Here is a 16,222-nt window from a genome sequence, read left to right on the forward strand (position 1 = left end):
TGAATCAACCTCTTAATAGAATCCGTTCGGTACAAAGGAAACGGCTAGAACGGCTTTTCCTTGGCGTGCCTGAATGCTTTTCTAATACAACAGCTCGGTGAACAAAAGCGATGGCACTTTTTGCCAAACACTGAAAATATAAGGGAGGTTGCCCCCTTGCTGGATGTCAATAAATTTGAATTTATGAAGATTGGTTTAGCTTCACCTGATAAGATCAGGTCTTGGTCCCACGGCGAAGTAAAAAAACCTGAGACCATCAACTATCGGACATTGAAACCGGAAAAGGACGGTTTGTTCTGCGAACGCATTTTCGGACCGACCAAAGACTGGGAATGCCATTGCGGCAAATACAAACGTGTCCGTTATAAGGGCGTCGTTTGCGACCGCTGCGGCGTTGAAGTTACCCGGGCTAAAGTCCGCAGAGAGCGCATGGGACATATTGAACTTGCTGCTCCGGTTTCCCATATCTGGTATTTTAAAGGGATTCCAAGCCGCATGGGCCTTTTGCTGGATATGTCGCCAAGAGCTTTGGAAGAAGTCATCTACTTTGCATCGTACGTGGTGACCGAACCGGGTGACACACCGCTTGAGAAAAAACAACTGCTCTCTGAAAAAGAATACCGTGCGTATCGCGAAAAATACGGCAATACTTTTAAAGCGGGCATGGGTGCGGAATCCATTAAAAAACTCTTGCAAGATGTTGATTTGGATAAAGAATCCGATGAACTGCAAGAAGAATTGAAAACGGTCCAAGGTCAGAGAAGAACGCGTGCTGTCAAACGACTCGAAGTCATTGAAGCATTCCGTGAATCCGGCAATGAACCCTCCTGGATGATCCTAGACGTACTGCCGGTTATTCCTCCGGAACTGCGCCCGATGGTCCAATTGGACGGCGGACGTTTCGCAACGTCCGACTTGAACGACTTGTATCGAAGAGTCATCAACCGCAACAACCGTCTGAAACGTCTTCTTGAACTTGGTGCGCCGAGCATCATTGTTCAGAACGAGAAGCGGATGTTGCAGGAAGCGGTTGACTCACTGATCGACAATGGTCGCCGCGGTCGACCGGTTACCGGACCAGGCAACCGGCCGCTGAAGTCTCTTTCTCACATGCTGAAAGGGAAACAGGGACGTTTTCGTCAGAACCTGCTTGGCAAACGTGTCGACTACTCTGGCCGATCCGTTATTGCCGTAGGTCCGTCGTTGCAGATGTATCAATGCGGTCTCCCAAAAGAAATGGCTTTGGAATTGTTCAAACCGTTTGTGATGAAAGAATTGGTGAGCCGCGGGATTGCCAACAACATTAAGAGTGCAAAACGTAAGGTGGAAAAAATTCATCCGGACGTATGGGGTGTGCTCGAAGACGTCATTAAAGAACACCCGGTTCTGCTGAACCGTGCGCCTACGCTGCACCGTTTGGGCATTCAAGCATTCGAACCGAGAATTGTTGAAGGACGCGCGATTCGTCTGCATCCACTTGTATGTACCGCTTATAACGCGGACTTCGACGGTGACCAGATGGCTGTTCACGTTCCGCTTTCCGCAGAAGCGCAAGCTGAAGCACGTCTGTTGATGCTTGGTGCTCAAAACATCCTGAACCCTAAGGACGGAAAGCCGATCGTTACGCCTTCACAGGATATGGTGCTTGGAAACTATTACCTGACGCTGGAACGGAAAGGTGCCCGCGGTGAAGGTAAGGTATTCAAGAACAGTGATGAAGCGATGCTTGCTTATTATAATGGCTATGTACACCTGCACTCTCGGATTGCCATTCCGGCTGCGTCAACGCATAATCCGACGTTTACGGAAGAACAGAATAAGCAGTACTTGCTGACTACACCGGGCAAATTGATCTTTAACCATGTACTTCCGCCGGCGTTCCCGTATATTAATGAGCCGACCGATAAAAACTTGCAAGTTGCGACTCCGGACAAGTATTTTGTTCCAATGGGAACGGATCTTCCTAAGGAGATCGCATCACGCGATGAAATTCTGCCATTTAAAAAAGGCTATCTCGGTCATATCATTGCGGAAGTTTTCAAGAAATATAAAGTAACCGAGACTTCTAAATTCCTTGATCGTCTCAAAGCACTCGGCTTCCAGTATTCGACTAAAGCAGGCATTACAGTCGGTGTATCCGACGTTATTGTGCTTCCGGAAAAGCAAGAAATTCTGAATACAGCCGAAGAGAATGTAGAAAAAGTAACGAAACAGTTCCGTCGCGGCTTGATTACCGAAGACGAGCGATATGAACGCATTGTCGGCATTTGGAGCGGTGCAAAAGATACCATCCAATCCAAGCTGATGGATTCCTTGGTTAAGACGAACCCGATCTTTATGATGAGTGACTCCGGTGCCCGTGGTAACGCATCGAACTTTACTCAGCTTGCCGGTATGCGTGGTTTGATGGCCGATCCATCCGGTCGAATCATCGAACTGCCGATTATCTCAAGTTTCCGTGAAGGTCTGACCGTGCTGGAATACTTCATCTCCACTCACGGCGCACGTAAAGGACTTGCCGATACCGCGCTTAAGACGGCGAACTCAGGTTATCTGACCCGTCGTTTGGTTGATGTTGCCCAGGATGTTATCGTCAGAGAGGACGACTGTGGTACGGATCGCGGCATCGTTGTTCATGCGATTCGTGAAGGTACAGAAGAAATTGAGAACCTCTATGATCGTCTGGTCGGACGTACGGCGAACCAGACCGTATATCACCCGGACACCGATGAGGTACTGGTTAACAAAAATGAGTTAATTGATGAAGAAACGGCTACCAAGATCGTTCAAGCCGGAATCACTGAAGTTGAAATCCGCACGGTGTTTACCTGTGAAACCCGTCATGGTGTCTGCAAGAAGTGTTATGGCCGCAACTTGGCTACCGGTTCAGAAGTTGAAGTCGGCGAGTCCGTTGGTATTATTGCCGCTCAATCGATTGGTGAACCAGGTACCCAGCTGACCATGCGTACCTTCCATACCGGTGGTGTTGCCGGAGACGATATCACGCAAGGTCTCCCGCGTATCCAAGAATTGTTTGAAGCCCGCAACCCTAAAGGGCAAGCTACAATTTCGGAAATTGATGGAACCGTTACGTCAGTTACCGAGCTGAAGGACAAACGCGAAGTTATTGTTAAAGGTGCGCTGGAAACACGTACCTACACGGTGCCACTCAGTGCGCGTATGAAAGTTGCTGAGGGCAACGAGGTTAAGGCAGGTCAGGCCTTGATCGGTGGATCCATTGATCCAAAAGAACTGCTCCACATCGTCGGACTGCAAGGCGTACAAAATTATCTGCTCCGGGAAGTTCAGAAAGTATACCGGATGCAGGGTGTTGAAATCGGCGATAAGCACGTCGAGGTCATGGTGCGTCAGATGATGCGCAAAATTCGCGTTATTGACAGTGGTGATACTTCCGTATTACCAGGTGCTCTTGTCGATATTCATCGCTTTAAGGAAGAAAACCGGGATGTTCTGCTGCATCGTAAACTTCCAGCAACCGGACATCCGGTGCTGCTCGGAATTACGAAAGCAGCGCTTGAAACCGACTCCTTCCTGTCTGCCGCTTCCTTCCAGGAAACGACGCGCGTGCTGACTGATGCAGCGATTAAGGGCAAGATTGATGAATTGCTCGGTCTGAAGGAAAATGTAATTATCGGTAAACTGATTCCGGCAGGAACAGGAATGCCGAAGTATCGCAATGTTGTCGTAGAGACGACAGACGGTCAGACAACCACTGCAGACCCTGCAGCAGAACCAGCCGGCGCATTGATTAACCAAGAAAGTTGATTCATGCATTGACAATAGTCAACTGCCGGTGCTATTATATCTGAGTGTTCTTTTTACCCTGGTTACTTTGGAGGATATATTGTCATGTCTTATGAAAAAGTGACGCAATCGAAGAACGATGTGATTATTGGCACGAAACAGGCGATTAAAGCATTAAAAGAGAACCGAGTTGAAGAGGTTATTATTGCTGAAGACGCCGATTTACGTGTAACCAATAAAGTACTGACACTTGCGGAAGAATTGAAGGTGCCTGTAAGTACAGTGGCCTCAATGAAGAAATTAGGTCAGGCCTGCGGCATTGAAGTCGGGGCATCGGCTGTTGCGATAAAAAAATGATGTTTTTGCAGGGGAAACCTTGCAAAAACAATTTTTTGCGCGAGAAAAGAACCGCCTGGATCAGTGGATTTAGAAATTTTGAAAGGAGGAACAGGTAAATGCCTACAATCAACCAATTAATTCGTCACGGACGCAAATCAAAGATTAAGAAGTCTACGGCACCTGCATTGAACAGAGGCTACAACAGTTTCAAAAAATCATTGACGGATGATTTTGCTCCACAAAAGAGAGGCGTGTGCACCCGTGTTGGCACAATGACACCGAAGAAGCCTAACTCTGCGCTTCGTAAATATGCGCGTGTTCGTTTGTCAAACAACATCGAAGTCAATGCTTACATTCCGGGAATCGGACACAACCTTCAAGAACACAGCGTTGTATTGATTCGCGGTGGACGTGTGAAGGACCTTCCTGGTGTGCGTTATCATATTATCCGCGGTGCTTTGGATACGGCGAGCGTTACGGACCGTAAGCAAGGCCGCTCGAAATACGGCGCAAAGAAGCCTAAGGCTTGATTATAAAACTAACTGGGAGGAGGAATTAATATGCCTAGAAAAGGCCCTGTCGAAAGACGCGATGTACTGCCGGATCCACTGTATAATTCCAAATTGGTCACTCGTTTGATCAACCGAATTATGCAAGATGGAAAAAAGGGAAAGGCACAAACCATTCTCTATCAGGCATTTGATTTAATTAAAGAACGGACCAATCAAGAACCAATGGAAGTTTTCGAACAAGCGTTGAAAAACGTTATGCCTGTATTGGAAGTAAAGGCACGCCGTGTCGGCGGTTCAAACTACCAGGTGCCAGTAGAAGTTCGTCCGGAACGCCGGACGACACTTGGACTTCGCTACTTAGTTAATTACTCACGCCTTCGCGGTGAAACGACGATGGTTGAACGATTAGCTAATGAAATCATTGATGCATCGAACAATACGGGTGCGTCGGTTAAGAAACGCGAAGACATGCACAAGATGGCTGAAGCAAACAAAGCATTTGCTCACTATCGCTGGTAATAAAACAATAGATCAAAGGAAGGAGAGAAAACCATGGCAAGGGAATTCTCCTTGGAAAAGACGCGTAATATTGGTATCATGGCCCACATTGATGCCGGCAAGACGACAACAACCGAGCGTATTCTCTTCTATTCAGGCCGTATTCATAAAATTGGTGAGACCCATGAAGGGGCCTCACAAATGGACTGGATGGAACAGGAAAAGGAACGCGGAATCACGATTACTTCCGCTGCAACGACGGCTCAATGGAAAGACCATCGAATTAACATTATCGATACCCCAGGGCACGTGGACTTCACGGTTGAAGTAGAACGTTCACTCCGTGTTCTTGACGGTGCGGTAACGGTTCTTGATGCGCAGTCCGGTGTTGAACCGCAAACGGAAACCGTTTGGCGTCAAGCGACTACCTATCATGTACCAAGAATTGTATTTGTTAACAAGATGGATAAAATCGGTGCCGATTTCCTCTATTCTTGCAAAACACTGCATGAACGTCTCCAAGCCAATGCCCATCCGATTCAGCTGCCAATGGGTGCTGAAGATAATTATCTGGGCGAAATTGACTTGGTTACGATGCAGGCTTACATTTACGAAGACGACCTTGGATCAATTGTTGATGCGGAAGAGATTCCGGATGAATACAAAGAGCAGGCCGAAGAATACCATGAAAAACTCATTGAAGCCGTTGCCGACGTTGATGATGCACTCATGGAAAAATATCTCAATGGCGATGAAATCTCCGTTGAGGAATTGAAAGCCGCTATTCGTAAAGCAACCTGTGATGTTAAATTCTATCCGGTACTTTGCGGGACAGCTTTCAAAAACAAAGGGGTACAGCATGTACTGGATGCTGCCATCGATTACCTGCCTTCACCGCTGGACGTGCCGCCAATTAAAGGTAACGTTCCGGATACAGATGAAGAAGAAACACGTCCGGCAGACGATAAGGGACCGTTCGCAGCGCTGGCATTTAAAGTTATGACCGATCCGTTCGTTGGTAAGCTGACTTTCTTCCGTGTTTACTCAGGATCAATCGAAGCTGGTTCTTATGTACAGAACTCAACGAAGGACAATCGTGAGCGTATGGGACGTATCCTTCAGATGCACGCCAACCACCGAAGCGAAATCAAAGAAGTCTTCTCCGGCGATATCGCTGCTGCAGTTGGTTTGAAGAATACGACAACGGGTGATACACTGTGCGATGGTGATCATCCAATCGTACTTGAATCGATGGAATTCCCTGATCCGGTTATCCACGTTGCCATCGAACCAAAGTCGAAAGCAGACCAAGATAAGATGGGCATTGCGCTGTCAAAACTGGCTGAAGAAGATCCGACTTTCAAGACGCATACGGATGAAGAAACCGGTCAAACCATCATTGGTGGTATGGGCGAGCTTCACCTCGATATTATCGTTGACCGTCTGCGCCGTGAGTTTAAAGTGGATGCGAACGTAGGTAACCCTCAGGTTGCTTATCGCGAAACATTTACGAAAGCAGGCAAGGCGGAAGGTAAGTTCATCCGCCAGTCTGGTGGTCGTGGTCAATACGGTCACGTTTGGATCGAATTCGAACCTCAAAAAGAGGGCGAAGGCTTTACATTCGAGAACAAGATTGTCGGCGGTGTTGTTCCGCGTGAATATGTTCCTGCAGTTGAAGCAGGTTTGAGAGATGCATTGCAAAACGGTCTGCTGGCCGGTTACCCGCTCATCGATGTGAAAGCAGCGCTTGTTGACGGATCTTACCACGATGTCGATTCCAGTGAAATGGCGTTCAAGGTTGCCGCTTCAATGGCACTGAAGGCAGCGAAGAATGTCTGCGCGCCGGTGATCCTTGAACCGATCATGAAAGTGGAAGTCAGCATGCCGGAAGAATATTTGGGAGATATTATGGGTGATATCACCAGTCGCCGCGGTCGTGTGGACGGTATGGAAGCACGCCAAGGTGTTCAAGTTGTCAGTGCCCATGTTCCTCTTGCAGAAATGTTCGGCTATGCAACAAACCTGCGTTCATCAACGCAGGGACGCGGTACCTTTACGATGCAATTCGACCATTATGAAGAAGTGCCGAAGAGCGTCAGTGAAGACATTATTAAGAAGGCAACCGGCGAAGCTTGATTTTCATTTCCGCTTGCTAAATGAATTGTCACACCCCATGTTTTATTGTAAGCTAGGGAAGATGGCGGCCTAAGCTTGCCAACTTTCTTACTGCATATAAATTAAACTTTCTATTGAATTAAAGGAGGATTACTAATCCATGGCTAAAGAACATTATGAACGCACAAAACCCCATGTTAACATTGGTACAATTGGTCACGTTGACCACGGTAAAACAACCCTGACAGCTGCCATTACAACGGTATTGTCTAAAACAGGTCAAGCTCAGGCTCGAGCTTACGATTCCATTGACGGTGCTCCGGAAGAACGTGAACGCGGGATCACAATTTCAACGGCTCACGTTGAATATGAAACAGATACTCGTCACTATGCACACGTTGACTGCCCAGGACACGCCGACTATGTCAAGAACATGATCACCGGTGCTGCCCAAATGGACGGTGCAATCCTCGTTGTATCCGCAGTTGACGGTCCGATGCCGCAAACGCGTGAACACATTCTGCTTGCACACCAAGTAGGTGTTCCTGCAATCGTTGTCTTCTTGAACAAAACCGACCAAGTTGACGACCCTGAACTTCTTGAACTCGTAGAAATGGAAGTTCGCGACCTGCTTAGCGAATATGACTACCCAGGCGACGATGTTCCGGTTATCAGCGGTTCTGCTTTGAAAGCATTGCAAGGCGATGCTGAAGAAGAACAACACATTCTCGACCTGATGAAGGCTGTTGACGAATACATCCCGACTCCAGTTCGTGATACTGAAAAACCATTCATGATGCCTGTCGAAGACGTATTCTCAATCACAGGTCGTGGTACCGTAGCAACTGGCCGTGTTGAACGTGGTACGGTTAAAATCGGTGACGAAGTTGAAATTCTTGGTCTGACTGATGCACCTAAGAAATCAACGGTTACCGGCGTTGAAATGTTCCGTAAAACGCTTGACTTCGCAGAAGCCGGCGACAACATCGGTGCATTGCTTCGTGGTGTTGACCGCGAAGGCATCGAACGTGGTCAAGTTTTGATTAAACCAGGTACTGTAACTGCTCACAAAACGTTCAAAGCTCAAGTATACGTTCTGAAAAAAGAAGAAGGTGGACGTCATACGCCGTTCTTCAGCAACTATCGTCCGCAATTCTACTTCAGAACAACAGACGTTACCGGTACCATTACTCTTCCAGAAGGAACTGAAATGGTAATGCCTGGCGACAACGTAGAAATGGACGTTGAACTGCTTGCTCCGATCGCTATCGAACAAGGGACGAAATTCTCTATTCGTGAAGGCGGCCGTACAGTAGGCGCTGGTTCCGTATCTGAAATCATTGAATGATTTCAACCTTATAAAGAAAGGGTCCTCTTCGGAGGGCTCTTTTTTTGTTTCAGGAAAAGTGTGCGGCTTTTGTCCAAGCAAAAGACCGTGTATCAACGCGCAGATGCTCTGGCGCCTGCGGGAACAGCGTGCCAGCGAGCAACCGAAGCGATGATTCAGCACCGAAAAGACACGAATCCATCACACATGTATGAAGAAACTTTCCTAAAGGAACTTTCGCTAAGTGCGCATACGTCCTGTATGCAACGCGAAAGTCACCGCATCCTGCGGAAGTAAGGACCGGGTGCTTTTTGCCCGGTTTTTCTTATATTATAAAGAAGCAAAAACTTACGACAGCTAGCCTAAGCTACACAAAACGGAAGTATTGTTTCATTGATTCAAAATTTTATGCATGGAATTGAAGAATTATTTGATCTTTCGCTTGAAAGTCTTTATAATGTAACAGTCACTGAAAAAAGGTGATCGTTCGTCTTGCTTTACGCCTAGTCTTTAGGTATAATAGTGAAGTTGGTTTTTTGGCAATGATGCGGAAGGTTGCAGATACACCCGGCTCCTTTGCCAAGGCGGGCGGTCTGGAAATTTTCGTGGAGCAAGTCTGTTTTTCAAAAATGGACGAAAGAAGGAGGGAATACAATGGCAAAGCAAAAGATTCGCATTCGTTTAAAAGCGTATGATCATCGCATTTTAGATCAGTCCGCTGAAAAAATCGTGGAAACGGCAAAACGTTCAGGTGCAAAGGTATCCGGACCGATTCCGCTTCCTACAGAAAAATCGATTTATACGATTCTGCGTGCGGTCCACAAATACAAGGATTCACGCGAACAATTCGAAATGCGTACACACAAACGCTTGGTTGATATCGTTGAGCCTACACCTCAAACCGTAGATTCGCTCATGCGATTGGATCTGCCTTCAGGTGTCGACATTGAAATTAAATTATAATTTATTTTGAACAATAGGAGGTGTTACGGATGAGCAAAGGAATCTTGGGCAAGAAAATCGGCATGACTCAGATTTTTGCTGAGAACGGCGATGTGATTCCCGTTACAGTTGTAGACGTATCCGGCAACGTTGTTCTTCAAAAGAAGACGGTTGAAACGGACGGCTATGAAGCTGTGCAGCTCGGATTTGATAACGCGAAAGTTTCTCGAGTTACCAAACCGGCAAAGGGTCACGCTGAAAAAGCGAAAGCTGAACCTAAGCGCTTCATTAAAGAAATCCGTAATGTAAATTTAGATGATTACGAGGTAGGCAAAGCAGTTACTGCCGACACATTCCAGACTGGCGAAGCAATTGACGTAACTGGAACTTCAAAGGGGAAAGGTTATCAAGGCCCAATCAAGCGCAACAACCAATCTCGCGGACCTATGGCACACGGTTCTCGTTACCATCGTCGTCCTGGTTCCATGGGCGTTATTGATCCGGCACGCGTCTTCAAAGGCAAGAAGCTGGCCGGCCGCATGGGCGGAGAAACGGTTACTGTTGAAAATCTCGTCGTCGCTAAAGTTGACCCGGAACGCCAATTGATCCTCATCAGCGGCAATGTACCGGGCGCAAAAAAAAGCTATATCGTGATAAAATCTGCTTTGAAAGCAAAAGAAGCTAAATAAGAAAGGAGGATGCTTCCATGCCAAAATTAACTGTATTTGATCAGAAAGGCGCAGAAGTCGGAGCTGTAGAACTGGCAGACGCTGTATTCGGCATTCAACCAAACGAACATGTCATTTATCAAGCGGTTGTCATGCAACAAGCTTCACTTCGCCAAGGAACACATGCTGTAAAAAATCGTTCTGCAGTTCGCGGCGGCGGTCGCAAGCCGTGGAAACAAAAAGGAACGGGCCGTGCTCGTCAAGGCTCCATTCGTTCCCCGCAATGGGTTGGCGGTGGTACGGTATTCGGACCAACACCACGCAGCTACTCTTACAAACTGCCTAAGAAGGTCCGCAGATTGGCGATCAGATCGGTACTGTCGGACAAAGCAGGAGAAAACAATCTGATTGTACTCGATGCACTGAAGATTGAAGCTCCTAAAACAAAAGAAATTACTGCTTTGCTAAGCAACCTCTCCGTTGCAGAAAAAGCATTAATTGTCACGAATGATATTGATGAAACAGCTGTTTTATCATCCCGCAATCTTCCAGGTGTAAAGGTGCTCGCTGCAAATGAGGTCAATGTACTTGACGTCATTGCACATGACAAACTGATTGTCACCAAGGATGCTGCGGCAAAGCTTGAGGAGGTGCTTGGATAATGAAGGATCCTCGCGATATTATAAAGCGCCCCGTGCTGACTGAACGTACAACGGATCAGATGGCTGACAAGAAATACACATTTGACGTTGATGTTAAGGCAAATAAGTCTGAAATCAAACGTGCTGTGGAAGCGATCTTTGACGTGGAAGTCGTTAAAGTCAATACGTTGAACGTAAAAGGCAAGCCGAAACGTTATGGCCGCTATGAAGGCTATACAAATAAGCGCAAGAAAGCTGTTGTCACTTTGACACCGGAAAGCAAAGAGCTCAACTTCTTTGACGGTGAATGAGGAATTCTAAAGAAGGAGGTTATTGATCATGCCAATTAAGAAGTATAAACCGACATCCAATGGTCGCCGTAACATGACTTCATTGGATTTCGCAGAAATCACAACGGATCAGCCGGAAAAATCATTGCTGAAGTCTCTGCCGAAAAAAGCAGGACGCAACAACCAAGGCCGTTTGACTGTTCGTCACCAAGGCGGCGGTCACAAACGTAAATACCGTATCATTGACTTTAAACGTACTAAGGATGGCGTGCCGGGTAAGGTTGCGACGATCGAATATGATCCAAACCGTACTGCAAACATTGCGTTGGTTCACTACGCAGATGGCGAAAAACGCTATATTCTCGCACCAAAGGGCATTAAAGTAGGTACCGAGATTATGTCTGGTGTGGAAGCCGATATCAAGGTTGGAAATGCTCTTCCACTGAAGAACATTCCAGTTGGTACGACGATTCATAATATTGAATTGAGACCAGGAAAAGGCGGACAGCTTGTACGTTCTGCAGGAACTTCTGCTCAGATTCTTGGTAAAGAAGGCAAATACGTGCTGATCCGCCTTGTATCCGGCGAAGTGCGTATGATCCTTGAAACTTGCCGTGCAACCATCGGTCAGGTTGGAAACTTGGAACATGAACTTGTGTCAGTCGGTAAAGCCGGCCGCTCCCGCTGGAAAGGCATTCGGCCTACGGTCCGCGGTTCTGTAATGAACCCGAACGATCACCCGCATGGTGGTGGTGAAGGTAAAGCACCGGTCGGACGCAAGTCGCCAATGTCGCCTTGGGGCAAACCAACGATGGGTTACAAGACGCGTAAGAAGAAGAATACGTCGGAACAATTCATCATTCGTCACCGCAAGAAGAAATAATTGTTTTTGGATAGATATTTTATTTTGGAAGGAGGCCTACTCGTGAGCCGAAGCCTAAAAAAAGGACCTTTTATTGATGATCACTTGATGAACAAAGTCGTTGCTTTGAACGAAAAGGACGAAAAAAGAGTCATTAAAACGTGGTCCCGCAGATCAACCATCTTCCCTGAATTCATTGGACATACCATTGCCGTATATGACGGACGCAAGCATGTGCCGGTGTACGTTACGGAAGACATGGTTGGACATAAACTAGGAGAATTTGCTCCGACGAGAACGTACCGCGGACACATTTCTTCCGATAAGAAAACGAGTGCACGCTAACGAAAGGAGGAACTATGATGCAAGCAAAAGCTGTCGCTAAACAAATTCGTATTGCTCCTCGTAAGGCGCGTCTTGTTATTGATCTTATCAGGGGCAAAGATATCGGCTATGCATTGGCTGTACTGAAAAACACTCAGAGAGCCGCTTCGCCGATCATTGAAAAAGTTTTGAAATCCGCTATTGCCAATGCGGAACATAACTATGATCTTGATGCTGAAACATTGTTTGTTGAAAAGGCATTTGTTGATGAAGGTGCAACGATGAAACGTTTCCGCCCGCGCGCACAAGGCCGTGCAAGCAGAATCAACAAACGGACCAGCCACATTACAATTATCGTATCGGAAAAGAAGGAGGGATAACGCGTGGGTCAAAAAATTAATCCTGTCGGATTTCGAATCGGAGTCATTCGTGACTGGGAATCCAAATGGTATGCTGATAAAGAATATGCGGAATATCTTCACGAAGATATCAAGATCCGTAACTATATCGAAGAAAAGCTGAAGGACGCTTCGGTTTCCGGTATCGAGCTGGAACGTGCGGCAAATCGGATTAATGTAACCATTAAGACGGCGAAACCGGGTATGGTCATCGGTAAAGGCGGTTCTGAAGTCGAAGCGCTGCGTAAAGCACTGAACCAACTGACTGGCAAACGCGTTCACGTAAATATTTTTGAAATCAAACAAGCAGACCTTGACGCAAAGCTTGTTGCTGAAAACATTGCTCGTCAACTTGAAAGCCGTATCTCTTGGAGACGTGCTCAAAAACAGACGCTGCAAAGAGCAATGCGTGCAGGTGCAAAGGGTATTAAGACACAATGTGCCGGCCGCCTTGGTGGCGCGGATATGGCACGTACAGAGGACTATAGCGAAGGCACTGTTCCGCTTCACACTTTGCGTGCCGACATCGATTATGGAACAGCGGAAGCTGATACCACTTACGGTAAAATTGGTGTTAAAGTATGGATTTATCGCGGAGAAGTCCTTCCGACGAAAGGAACGACTAAGAAGGAAGGAGGCAAATAATTATGTTAATGCCTAAACGTACAAAGTATCGTAGACAGCACCGTGGTAGAATGCGCGGCCAAACAAAGGGCGGCGCTACGGTAACCTTCGGTGAATACGGACTGCAGGCGCTGGATTCCGCTTGGGTCTCCAGTCGCCAGATTGAAGCCGCTCGTATTGCAATGACACGTTTTATGAAACGTGGCGGAAAAGTTTGGATCAAAATTTTCCCTCAAAAATCATACACAAAGAAACCTCTTGATGTCCGCATGGGTTCCGGTAAAGGTGCTCCAGAAGGATGGGTTGCAGTAGTATTGCCAGGCCGTGTACTTTTTGAAGTCGGCGGTGTTAGTGAAGAAGTGGCAAGTGAAGCATTGCGTCTCGCTAGCCATAAATTGCCTATTAAAACGAAAATCGTGAAACGTGAAGAAGTGGGTGGTGACGCAAATGAAGGCTGAGGATATCCGTAACTTGACCACTGCTGAAGTTGAAGAAAACGTGAAGTCTTTAAAAGAAGAATTGTTTAATCTGCGTTTCCAGCTCGCAACCGGACAATTGGAAAATCCGGCTCGCATCCGTGCGGTCCGCAAGTCCATTGCTCGTGCAAAAACGATTTTGCGTGAACGTGAATTGAACGTTCAAAACGGCTGAGAAGGAGGTTATCGTAAATGGCAGAGGAAAATCGTAGCAATGCTCGTAAAGTTTTGGTCGGCCGTGTTGTTTCAGACAAAATGGAAAAGACCATTACGGTGCTCGTTGAGACGTATAAGAACGACCGTCTCTATGGAAAACACGTGAAGTATTCCAAGAGATTCAAAGCGCATGATGAAAATAATCAAGCAAAAGTCGGCGATATCGTAGAAATTGCTGAAACTCGCCCGCTTTCAAAAGATAAACGTTTTCGTCTCGTTAAAATTGTTGAGGAATCCGTTATTATCTGATCTGTCGGTAAGGACCGAAGATCGAAGGGAGGTTGCATTTTATGATTCAGCAAGAAAGTCGTTTGAAAGTTGCCGATAACTCGGGTGCACGTGAAGTCTTGACCATCAAGGTTTTGGGTGGCTCCGGACGCAAGACCGCAAATATCGGCGATGTCATCGTTGCTTCGGTTAAACAAGCAACACCAGGTGGCGTTGTTAAGAAAGGCGAAATTGTTCGCGCTGTCGTAGTTCGTACGAAACACGGTGTTCGCCGCAGCGATGGTTCATACATTCGTTTTGACGAAAATGCCGTTGTTCTTGTGAAAGAAGACAAGAGCCCGCGCGGTACACGTATCTTTGGACCGGTTGCTCGCGAACTGCGTGACGGTCAATTCATGAAAATCGTCTCTCTCGCACCGGAAGTACTGTAATTTCGAAAGGTTAGGAAAAGGAGGTGGCATTTAACATGGCAAAATTGCATGTGAAAAAGGGCGATAAGGTTCAAGTTATTGCTGGGAAAGACAAAGGCAAACAAGGCGTGATCCTTGCAGCATATCCGGCTAAGGAACGTGTGCTTGTTGAAGGTGTAAACATCGTTAAAAAGCATTCCAAGCCAAGCCAAGCAGCTCCGCAAGGCGGTATCCTCGAACACGAGGCGCCAGTTCACGTATCAAATGTTATGCTGCTTGATCCAAAAACAAATGAACCTACACGTGTAGGTCATCAAATAGTCGACGGAAAAAAAGTACGTGTTTCTAAAAAATCAGGCGAAGTCATCGACTGATCCGTTTGTCTGTGAAAGGAGGTAAACACATGAGCCGTTTTAAAGAAAAATATGATCAGGAAGTCGTTCCTGCTCTTATGGAAAAATTCAATTACACATCTGTAATGCAGGTGCCGGCAATCAAAAAGGTTGTCATTAACATGGGTGTCGGCGAAGCCGTTCACAATTCAAAAGCACTCGATAGTGCCGTTGAAGATTTGACTGCGCTGTCCGGTCAGAAACCGGTAATCACTCGTGCAAAGAAATCAATTGCTGCGTTCAAGCTTCGCGAAGGTGTAGCAATCGGTGCAAAAGTTACGCTGAGAAAAGACCGCATGTTTGATTTTCTTGACAAGCTGGTTACGGTTGCGCTCCCGCGTGTACGTGACTTCCGCGGTGTTTCGAAGAAAGCTTTTGATGGCCGTGGCAACTATACGCTTGGTATCCGCGAACAATTGATTTTCCCTGAAATTGACTATGATAAAGTCGATAAAGTACGCGGTATGGACATCGTCATTGTAACGTCTGCCAACACTGATGAAGAAGCTGCAGAATTGCTTACATTGCTCGGTATGCCGTTCGTTAAAAAATAATCGTAAGGAGGATATGAATTTTGGCAAAAAAATCAATGCTTGTTTCTTCACATCGCCCAAAAAAATTCAAAGTGCAGGAATACACACGCTGTGAACGCTGCGGACGTCCTCATTCGGTTCTTAGGAAATTCAAATTATGCAGAATTTGTTTTCGCGAACTTGCCTATAAAGGACAAATCCCGGGTGTTAAAAAAGCTAGCTGGTAAAATTTTAAGTGATAGGGAAGGAGGTCGATTTGCATGGTCATGACAGATCCGATCGCAGATATGCTGACTCGCATTCGTAACGCCAATATTGTTCGTCATGAACAAATCGAGCTGCCAGGATCCAGAATCAAGAAGGAAATTGCTGAAATCCTGAAACGTGAAGGATTCATCAAGGACGTTGAATACATCGAAGACAACAAACAGGGTGTACTTCGACTGATTCTGAAATACGGTGGCAATAAAGAACGTGTAATCACCGGTTTAAAGAGAATCAGCAAGCCGGGCCTTCGCGTTTATGCGAAAGCCGATGAAGTACCTCGCGTACTTGGCGGGCTTGGTATTGCACTTGTATCAACATCGAAAGGTGTTATTACAGATAAAGAAGCACGTCAGCAAAACGTTGGCGGCGAAGTTCTCGCATACGTTTGGTAATTA

22 protein-coding genes are annotated in these 16,222 nt (G+C 46.6%); all 22 read left to right on the forward strand.

Annotation, left to right across the window (positions count from 1 at the left end; all coding sequences use genetic code 11):
* The first annotated feature begins 156 nt into the window (after positions 1-156).
* The 22 genes from rpoC (at position 157) to rpsH (ending at position 16,219) form a co-directional block, all read left to right on the forward strand.
* Positions 157-3,786, forward strand: a complete 3,630-nt coding sequence (gene rpoC / locus AA84_RS0111580; protein WP_028977334.1) for a DNA-directed RNA polymerase subunit beta' — start codon at positions 157-159, stop codon at positions 3,784-3,786.
* An 84-nt stretch (positions 3,787-3,870) separates the two neighbouring features.
* A complete protein-coding gene (locus tag AA84_RS0111585) occupies positions 3,871-4,122 on the forward strand; it encodes a 50S ribosomal protein L7ae-like protein (RefSeq protein WP_028977335.1) in 252 nt (83 codons plus the stop codon).
* A 98-nt stretch (positions 4,123-4,220) separates the two neighbouring features.
* On the forward strand, positions 4,221-4,634 hold the full coding sequence (rpsL, locus tag AA84_RS0111590; RefSeq protein ID WP_010026426.1) for a 30S ribosomal protein S12: 414 nt from the start codon (positions 4,221-4,223) through the stop codon (positions 4,632-4,634).
* A 30-nt stretch (positions 4,635-4,664) separates the two neighbouring features.
* The gene (rpsG, locus tag AA84_RS0111595; RefSeq protein ID WP_028977336.1) at positions 4,665-5,135 is read left to right on the forward strand and encodes a 30S ribosomal protein S7; all 471 of its coding nucleotides are present in this window, start codon (positions 4,665-4,667) and stop codon (positions 5,133-5,135) included.
* A gap of 33 nt (positions 5,136-5,168) precedes the next feature.
* Positions 5,169-7,250: an elongation factor G gene (gene fusA, locus AA84_RS0111600; RefSeq protein WP_028977337.1), complete on the forward strand. Its 2,082-nt coding sequence runs from the start codon at positions 5,169-5,171 to the stop codon at positions 7,248-7,250.
* A 139-nt stretch (positions 7,251-7,389) separates the two neighbouring features.
* Complete coding sequence (tuf, locus tag AA84_RS0111605) at positions 7,390-8,577, forward strand: elongation factor Tu (RefSeq protein ID WP_028977338.1); 1,188 nt, start codon at positions 7,390-7,392, stop codon at positions 8,575-8,577.
* Positions 8,578-9,210: 633 nt separating this feature from the next.
* Positions 9,211-9,519, forward strand: a complete 309-nt coding sequence (gene rpsJ / locus AA84_RS0111615; protein ID WP_010024543.1) for a 30S ribosomal protein S10 — start codon at positions 9,211-9,213, stop codon at positions 9,517-9,519.
* Positions 9,520-9,548: 29 nt separating this feature from the next.
* The gene (gene rplC, locus AA84_RS0111620) at positions 9,549-10,187 is read left to right on the forward strand and encodes a 50S ribosomal protein L3 (protein ID WP_028977340.1); all 639 of its coding nucleotides are present in this window, start codon (positions 9,549-9,551) and stop codon (positions 10,185-10,187) included.
* 17 nt (positions 10,188-10,204) lie between these two features.
* Complete coding sequence (rplD, locus tag AA84_RS0111625; protein ID WP_028977341.1) at positions 10,205-10,828, forward strand: 50S ribosomal protein L4; 624 nt, start codon at positions 10,205-10,207, stop codon at positions 10,826-10,828.
* On the forward strand, positions 10,828-11,118 hold the full coding sequence (gene rplW, locus AA84_RS0111630; RefSeq protein ID WP_028977342.1) for a 50S ribosomal protein L23: 291 nt from the start codon (positions 10,828-10,830) through the stop codon (positions 11,116-11,118). The genes rplD and rplW overlap by 1 nt, the downstream gene beginning before the upstream one ends.
* 28 nt (positions 11,119-11,146) lie before the next feature.
* On the forward strand, positions 11,147-11,980 hold the full coding sequence (gene rplB, locus AA84_RS0111635; protein WP_028977343.1) for a 50S ribosomal protein L2: 834 nt from the start codon (positions 11,147-11,149) through the stop codon (positions 11,978-11,980).
* 42 nt (positions 11,981-12,022) lie between these two features.
* Positions 12,023-12,304 carry a 30S ribosomal protein S19 gene (gene rpsS / locus AA84_RS0111640; RefSeq protein ID WP_010024550.1) on the forward strand — a complete coding sequence of 94 codons (282 nt, stop codon included), beginning with the start codon at positions 12,023-12,025 and terminating at the stop codon, positions 12,302-12,304.
* A gap of 17 nt (positions 12,305-12,321) precedes the next feature.
* A complete protein-coding gene (rplV, locus tag AA84_RS0111645; RefSeq protein WP_010024551.1) occupies positions 12,322-12,663 on the forward strand; it encodes a 50S ribosomal protein L22 in 342 nt (113 codons plus the stop codon).
* Between the two features lie 3 nt (positions 12,664-12,666).
* Positions 12,667-13,326 (forward strand): 30S ribosomal protein S3, encoded by a 660-nt coding sequence (rpsC, locus tag AA84_RS0111650; protein WP_010024552.1) that lies wholly within the window; start codon positions 12,667-12,669, stop codon positions 13,324-13,326.
* A gap of 2 nt (positions 13,327-13,328) precedes the next feature.
* On the forward strand, positions 13,329-13,763 hold the full coding sequence (rplP, locus tag AA84_RS0111655) for a 50S ribosomal protein L16 (protein WP_010024553.1): 435 nt from the start codon (positions 13,329-13,331) through the stop codon (positions 13,761-13,763).
* Positions 13,753-13,956, forward strand: a complete 204-nt coding sequence (rpmC, locus tag AA84_RS0111660) for a 50S ribosomal protein L29 (RefSeq protein ID WP_028977344.1) — start codon at positions 13,753-13,755, stop codon at positions 13,954-13,956. Before rplP ends, rpmC begins: the two co-directional genes overlap by 11 nt.
* Positions 13,957-13,973: 17 nt before the next feature.
* On the forward strand, positions 13,974-14,246 hold the full coding sequence (gene rpsQ, locus AA84_RS0111665) for a 30S ribosomal protein S17 (RefSeq protein WP_028977345.1): 273 nt from the start codon (positions 13,974-13,976) through the stop codon (positions 14,244-14,246).
* Positions 14,247-14,287: 41 nt separating this feature from the next.
* Positions 14,288-14,656: a 50S ribosomal protein L14 gene (gene rplN, locus AA84_RS0111670; RefSeq protein ID WP_028977346.1), complete on the forward strand. Its 369-nt coding sequence runs from the start codon at positions 14,288-14,290 to the stop codon at positions 14,654-14,656.
* Positions 14,657-14,700: 44 nt separating this feature from the next.
* Positions 14,701-15,009: a 50S ribosomal protein L24 gene (gene rplX / locus AA84_RS0111675; protein ID WP_028977347.1), complete on the forward strand. Its 309-nt coding sequence runs from the start codon at positions 14,701-14,703 to the stop codon at positions 15,007-15,009.
* Positions 15,010-15,038: 29 nt separating this feature from the next.
* Entirely contained in the window at positions 15,039-15,581 is a 543-nt protein-coding gene (gene rplE / locus AA84_RS0111680; protein WP_028977348.1) for a 50S ribosomal protein L5, read from the forward strand.
* A gap of 20 nt (positions 15,582-15,601) precedes the next feature.
* Positions 15,602-15,787, forward strand: coding sequence for a type Z 30S ribosomal protein S14 (locus AA84_RS0111685; protein ID WP_010024562.1), 186 nt, complete (start codon positions 15,602-15,604; stop codon positions 15,785-15,787).
* A 33-nt stretch (positions 15,788-15,820) separates the two neighbouring features.
* Positions 15,821-16,219, forward strand: a complete 399-nt coding sequence (gene rpsH / locus AA84_RS0111690) for a 30S ribosomal protein S8 (protein ID WP_028977349.1) — start codon at positions 15,821-15,823, stop codon at positions 16,217-16,219.
* The last annotated feature ends 3 nt before the right edge of the window (positions 16,220-16,222 follow it).

The sequence above is a fragment of the Sporolactobacillus terrae DSM 11697 genome (assembly GCF_000648615.1).
Classification (GTDB): Bacteria; Bacillota; Bacilli; order Bacillales; family Sporolactobacillaceae; genus Sporolactobacillus; species Sporolactobacillus terrae.

Bases quoted from the DNA above. Each gene is read 5' to 3' on its own strand.
- rplN (WP_028977346.1), top strand. From the start codon at position 14,288: ATGATTCAGCAAGAAAGTCGTTTGAAAGTTGCCGATAACTCGGGTGCA.
- rpsG (WP_028977336.1), top strand. From the start codon at position 4,665: ATGCCTAGAAAAGGCCCTGTCGAAAGACGCGATGTACTGCCGGATCCA.
- rpsH (WP_028977349.1), top strand. From the start codon at position 15,821: ATGGTCATGACAGATCCGATCGCAGATATGCTGACTCGCATTCGTAAC.
- rplD (WP_028977341.1), top strand. From the start codon at position 10,205: ATGCCAAAATTAACTGTATTTGATCAGAAAGGCGCAGAAGTCGGAGCT.
- rpsL (WP_010026426.1), top strand. From the start codon at position 4,221: ATGCCTACAATCAACCAATTAATTCGTCACGGACGCAAATCAAAGATT.
- rplC (WP_028977340.1), top strand. From the start codon at position 9,549: ATGAGCAAAGGAATCTTGGGCAAGAAAATCGGCATGACTCAGATTTTT.
- rpsQ (WP_028977345.1), top strand. From the start codon at position 13,974: ATGGCAGAGGAAAATCGTAGCAATGCTCGTAAAGTTTTGGTCGGCCGT.
- fusA (WP_028977337.1), top strand. From the start codon at position 5,169: ATGGCAAGGGAATTCTCCTTGGAAAAGACGCGTAATATTGGTATCATG.
- rpmC (WP_028977344.1), top strand. From the start codon at position 13,753: ATGAAGGCTGAGGATATCCGTAACTTGACCACTGCTGAAGTTGAAGAA.
- rplW (WP_028977342.1), top strand. From the start codon at position 10,828: ATGAAGGATCCTCGCGATATTATAAAGCGCCCCGTGCTGACTGAACGT.
- rplP (WP_010024553.1), top strand. From the start codon at position 13,329: ATGTTAATGCCTAAACGTACAAAGTATCGTAGACAGCACCGTGGTAGA.
- rpsJ (WP_010024543.1), top strand. From the start codon at position 9,211: ATGGCAAAGCAAAAGATTCGCATTCGTTTAAAAGCGTATGATCATCGC.
- rplV (WP_010024551.1), top strand. From the start codon at position 12,322: ATGCAAGCAAAAGCTGTCGCTAAACAAATTCGTATTGCTCCTCGTAAG.
- rplE (WP_028977348.1), top strand. From the start codon at position 15,039: ATGAGCCGTTTTAAAGAAAAATATGATCAGGAAGTCGTTCCTGCTCTT.
- tuf (WP_028977338.1), top strand. From the start codon at position 7,390: ATGGCTAAAGAACATTATGAACGCACAAAACCCCATGTTAACATTGGT.
- rplB (WP_028977343.1), top strand. From the start codon at position 11,147: ATGCCAATTAAGAAGTATAAACCGACATCCAATGGTCGCCGTAACATG.
- AA84_RS0111585 (WP_028977335.1), top strand. From the start codon at position 3,871: ATGTCTTATGAAAAAGTGACGCAATCGAAGAACGATGTGATTATTGGC.